The 5,298-nt window shown below is 66.2% G+C and carries 4 protein-coding genes; 1 reads left to right on the top strand and 3 read right to left on the bottom strand.

Translation table 11 applies throughout. The features are described 5' to 3' along the window. Nucleotides 1-2,101 (top strand): ATP-dependent chaperone ClpB (clpB, locus tag AC1VAN_RS10235; RefSeq protein WP_480985744.1); only part of this gene is annotated, 2,101 nt, incomplete at its 5' end. 84 nt (nucleotides 2,102-2,185) lie between these two features. On the opposite strand, the gene AC1VAN_RS10230 is transcribed toward clpB, so the two are convergent. The 3 genes from AC1VAN_RS10230 to AC1VAN_RS10220 form a co-directional block, all read right to left on the bottom strand. Further along, on the bottom strand, nucleotides 2,186-2,986 hold the full coding sequence (locus AC1VAN_RS10230) for a MipA/OmpV family protein (RefSeq protein WP_025874695.1): 801 nt from the start codon (nucleotides 2,984-2,986) through the stop codon (nucleotides 2,186-2,188). A gap of 141 nt (nucleotides 2,987-3,127) precedes the next feature. After that, entirely contained in the window at nucleotides 3,128-4,417 is a 1,290-nt protein-coding gene (locus tag AC1VAN_RS10225; RefSeq protein WP_313115884.1) for an ATP-binding protein, read from the bottom strand. Beyond that, a complete protein-coding gene (locus AC1VAN_RS10220) occupies nucleotides 4,414-5,148 on the bottom strand; it encodes a winged helix-turn-helix domain-containing protein (protein WP_025874693.1) in 735 nt (244 codons plus the stop codon). Before AC1VAN_RS10220 ends, AC1VAN_RS10225 begins: the two co-directional genes overlap by 4 nt. Nucleotides 5,149-5,298 lie beyond the last annotated feature (150 nt).

The raw sequence follows: 5,298 nt of genomic DNA, 5'->3' as shown, positions 1-5,298 counted from the left end.
GAAATACACCATCGACCTGACCGCACGCGCCGAGAGCGGCAAGCTCGAYCCGGTGATCGGYCGCGACGAMGAAATYCGCCGCACCATCCAGGTGCTGCAGCGTCGYACCAAGAACAAYCCSGTRCTSATCGGCGARCCCGGYGTGGGCAAGACCGCSATCGTCGAAGGCCTSGCSCAGCGCATCRTCAAYGRCGAAGTGCCYGAAGGCCTGCGCGGCAAGCGCGTGCTGTCGYTGGACATGGGCGCGCTGATCGCCGGCGCSAAGTWCCGCGGYGARTTCGAAGAACGCCTGAAGGSCGTGCTCAACGACCTGGCCAAGAGTGAAGGGCAGATCATCCTGTTCATCGACGAGCTGCACACCATGGTTGGCGCGGGCAAGGCCGAMGGYGCGATGGAYGCCGGCAACATGCTCAAGCCGGCRCTSGCGCGCGGCGARCTGCAYTGCRTYGGYGCSACCACGCTGGAYGARTACCGCAAGTACATCGARAAGGATGCCGCGCTGGAGCGCCGCTTCCAGAAAGTCTTCGTGGGCGAGCCGACGGTGGAGGACACCATCGCGATCCTGCGCGGCCTGAAGGAAAAGTACGCGGTGCACCACGGGGTGGAGATCACCGACCCGGCCATCGTCGCTGCGGCCACCCTGTCCAACCGCTACATCACCGACCGCCAGCTGCCGGACAAGGCCATCGACCTGATGGACGAGGCCGCTTCACGGCTGCGCATGGAGATCGATTCCAAGCCGGAGGAACTGGACCGGCTGGAACGTCGCCTGATCCAGCTGAAGATCCAGCGCGAGATGCTGAAGAAGGAAAAGGACGACGCTTCGCGGCAGCGCCTGGCCGATCTGGAAAAAGATATCGATGCGCTGGAGCGCGAGTTCTCCGATCTCAACGAAGTCTGGAAGTCGGAGAAGGCCGCGCTGCAGGGCACGACGAAGATCAAGGAACAGGTCGAGCAGGCCAAGGTTGAACTGGAGTCGGCCCAGCGCCGGCAGGATTTCGCGCGCATGAGCGAGATCCAGTATGGCGTGCTGCCGCAGCTGGAAAAGCAGCTGGCCGCCGCCCAGGAAGTGGAGAACCACGACTTCAAGCTGGTGCAGGACCGTGTCACCGACGAGGAGATCGCCGAGGTCGTCTCGCGCTGGACCGGCATCCCGGTCAACAAGATGCTCGAAGGCGAGCGTGACAAGCTGCTGCGCATGGAAGAGGTGCTGCACAACCGCGTGGTCGGCCAGGAAGAGGCGATCAAGGTGGTGTCCGACGCGGTGCGTCGTTCGCGCGCTGGCTTGTCCGATCCGAATCGACCGGGGGGATCGTTCCTGTTCCTGGGCCCSACCGGCGTGGGCAAGACCGAACTGTGCAAGTCGCTGGCCGAGTTCCTGTTCGACAGCGCCGACGCGATGATCCGCATCGACATGAGCGAGTTCATGGAGAAGCACAGCGTCGCACGCCTGATCGGTGCGCCCCCCGGCTACGTGGGCTATGAGGAAGGCGGTTACCTCACCGAGGCTGTGCGCCGTCGCCCGTATTCGCTGATCCTGCTGGACGAGGTGGAAAAGGCGCATCCGGATGTGTTCAACATCCTGCTGCAGGTACTGGACGACGGTCGCCTGACCGATGGCCAGGGCCGCACGGTGGACTTCCGCAATACCGTCATCGTGATGACSTCSAACCTGGGTTCGCACCAGATCCAGGACATGAGCGGCGATGACACGCCGGAGGCCTACACGCAGATGAAGGCGGCGGTGATGGGCGTGGTGCAGGCGCACTTCCGTCCGGAGTTCATCAACCGGTTGGATGACATCGTGGTGTTCCATCCGCTGGACAAGCAGCAGATCAAGCAGATTGCGCGCATCCAGATGCGTGGCCTGGAAAAGCGCCTGGCCGAGCGTGGCCTGAAGCTGGTGGTGTCCGATGCAGCGTTCGATCTGCTCGGCAACGTCGGCTTCGATCYGGTCTACGGCGCGCGTCCGCTGAAGCGTGCGATCCAGGCACAGCTGGAAAACCCGCTGGCGCAGAAGATCCTGTCCGGTGCGTTCGTCAACGGCGATACCATCGAAGTGGGCAACGACGGCGGCCATCTGGTGTTCGCCAAGGCCTGATGCGTGCAACGGGGCGCTGCATGATCGCAGCGCCCCGTCTCTTTGCCAGCGCGAACGTCGGTGCCCGGCGCTCGCCGGCCATGCTCAGAACCGGTGCGTATACCCGGTCATCAACCCGAACTGGTTGGCCTTCTGCACGATCGGGCTGTCGGCGGCGTCGCCGAGCAGGCGGGTGCCCTCCACGGCGATGTACCAGTTGCCATTGCGACCAGCGCGATGGCTCCATTTCATGCCCAGCCCGGCGCTGACCAGGCCGGCCTTGGGCTTGTGCTGGGCGAACCCGGTACGTGCGGCCTGGTCGGGGCTGACGCCGTACCAGGTCTGCATATAGCCGCGGTTGCCGTAGTCGGTGGAGACGCTGCCGCTGACCACGCCACCGGCCAGATCGAACAGCGGCATCTCCAGGTTCAGGTGGATCTGCTGGGTGGCAAGGCCGTTGTCGCCCTTGTCATCGTCTTTCAGCGTGTACTGCCAGGAACCACTCAACACCGCCTCACCCAGCGTATAGCCAGCCGCCAGGCCGACCAGGGGCCGGGTATCGATATCGCCCATGCCACGCAGGAAGTCCGAGCCGCCGAGGATCGAGTTCTTCTCGCGTCGGCTGCCGCTGCCGCCGACGTAGGCACGCACGCGGGTGTGTTCGCCGATCGCCGTGCCCCAACCCGCACCGCTGGTACCCAGAAACCAGCCGCCCGGCGAAGTCACGTCGAACGACAGCGTCGGTGCGGCCTGGAATTCCTCGCTGCCGCTGTAGCGCGGGGCAACGCCGCCACCGGCGGCCAGCTCGAAGGTCCATTGATCCTCCTTGGCATGCGCTGTGGACGTTGCGAACAAGGGCAGCAGGGCCAGGCCGAGCAGGGTGGGGAAACGGCGACGGTGGGACATGGCAACTCTCTACAGTGGGAGGAAATGCAGTGCGCGCATCCGGCGCGTGCTGCTGGGTCGACAGCGTGGCGGGATGCCACCGACCAATCCGTCCGCAGTTGTGCGGGAGTTGTAAGCAACTGTAAGCGCGGCCCGTGGCGTTCAGCTGGCAGCCAGTGGCCAGTGCATTTCCAGGCGTGCACCGCCCAGGGTCGCGCGTCCCACGCGCAGCTCGCCGTGGTGACGAACCGCGATGCGCCCGGCGATGGCCAGGCCAAGACCAAAGCCGCCGGTGTCGCGGCTGCGGCTGTCATCCAGGCGGGTGAACGGGCGCAACACCTTCTCGCGATCGCCTTCGGCAATGCCGGGGCCATCGTCATCCACGCGCAGGCAGGCCTTGCCGGCCACGCTGACCAGTGACACCTCCACACGGGTGCGTGCATAGCGCATCGCGTTGCCGACCAGGTTGCTCAGGGCCAGCTGCAGCAGGCGTGGCTCGGCATCCACGCGTGGCAGCGCGCTGGGCCAGACCTGCAGCACCAGGCCCGCGCGCTCGGCATCGCGCCGTGCGTCTTCCATGCAGGCCTGCAGCCAGTCGTTCGCCTCGATCCGCTGCATGGGCTCGGCGTCGTTGGGATGCTCCAGACGCTCATAGGCCAGCAGTTCGCTGACCAACCGGTTGAGCTCGGCCAGATCACCATGCAGGCCGGCAGCGAGGTGTGCCCGCCGCGCCGGGTCGTTGCTGTCCTGCATCAGATCCAGGCCGAAGGCCAGGCGTGCGATCGGCGTGCGCAGCTCGTGGGAAATGGCATGGGTAAGATCGCGCTGCCGTTGCACCAGTTCGGCCACGCGCGCGGCCATGCGGTTGGAATGCTCGACGATGACCCGGATCTGCGAGCGTGGTGATACCTGCGCACGTGCCTGCAGGTCGCCGGCACCGATGCGATCGGCATGACCCCGCAGCGCTTCCAGGTCGCGCCACAGCAGGCGTACCCAGGCATACAGGCAGGCGCCGACCAGCAGCAGGATGCACAGGTAGGCGGCGGCGGTCATGTACAGGGTCATCTGCACCTCGCCGGGAAGGCGCAGCTGCAGCCAGCGTCCGTCAGTCCCCTCGATGGGCAGCAGCACCTGCTGGTAGCGCTCACGGACGATGAAGCCGTCCCCGCGCAGGGCACTGCGCTCTTCGTCATCGAGCAGGGGCGGTGCATCCAGCAGTGACAGCGCAATGCCGTAATGCGGCTGCCACTGCAGCAGGCGCTGCTGTTGCTGCTGGCGGTCCAAGCCGGCCAGTCCGCTACGCAGCGCATACACCTGTCCGCGCACCTGTTCGACGAAGACTCGTTCCTGCAGGGGCGTGTAGATGCGGTCCAGCAGATGGTTGAGGCTGAACACCGACACCAGCAGGCAGCCGCCGGTGACGAACCACAACCACAGGAACAGGCGCTTCACGCCGACCAGGCCGAGGGGTTGAACTGGTAACCGCGGCCCCACACGGTCTTGATCCGGCGCGGTTCGCGCGCGTCATCGCCCAGCTTGCGGCGCAGCTTGCCGATGCAGACATCCACGCTGCGGTCCAGGCCATCGAAACCGATGCCGCGCGCCGCCTGCAGGATCTGGTCGCGCGAGAGGATCTGCCCGGGCTGGCTGGCCAGCAGCCAGAGGATCTCGAATTCGGTGGTGCCCAGCTCTACGGGCTGCCCATGCAGGTGGACCTCGCGCTGCACGCGATCGATCAGCAACTCGCCATGCATCAGCCTGCACGGCACCCCGGCAGGACCGCTGCCATGGCGACGGCGCAGCAGCGCGCGCAGGCGCGCCAGCAGCAGGCGCGGCTCGATCGGCTTGTGCACATAGTCATCGGCGCCGGACTCCAGGCCCAGCACCTGTTCGATATCGTCCTCGCACGCCGTCAGCATCAGGATCGGCACGTCGGAAAAACTGCGGATCTGCCGGCACACGTCGATGCCACCGAGGCCAGGCAGCATCAGGTCCAGCACCACCAGTTCCGGCGCGTGCTGGCGGCAGGCCGCGCTGGCCAGGTCGCCACGCGGCACGTGCTGCACGGCAAATCCATGTTCGCTCAGGTAGTCGCTGACCAGCTCGGCAAGGCGGCGGTCGTCCTCGACCAGCAGCACCTGGGTCGGGTTGCCGGCGGCGGGAGTCCACGGGGAGGGCTGCATGGGTAGGGCGTCCTTGTCCGGGGCGAAGGGCCCGGCGGCGAAGCCTAGCAACGGCCCATKACGACTGCCTGAATCCCGGGCAACCTGATAACCGCCGGTACTGGCGTCATCGCCAGGGGCTCTCAATGGCGGTCGATGGCTGGCCTATGG

This window comes from Stenotrophomonas sp. 05L44_2 (assembly GCF_056665995.1).
This window is presented reverse-complemented; position numbering and strand designations above follow the sequence as displayed.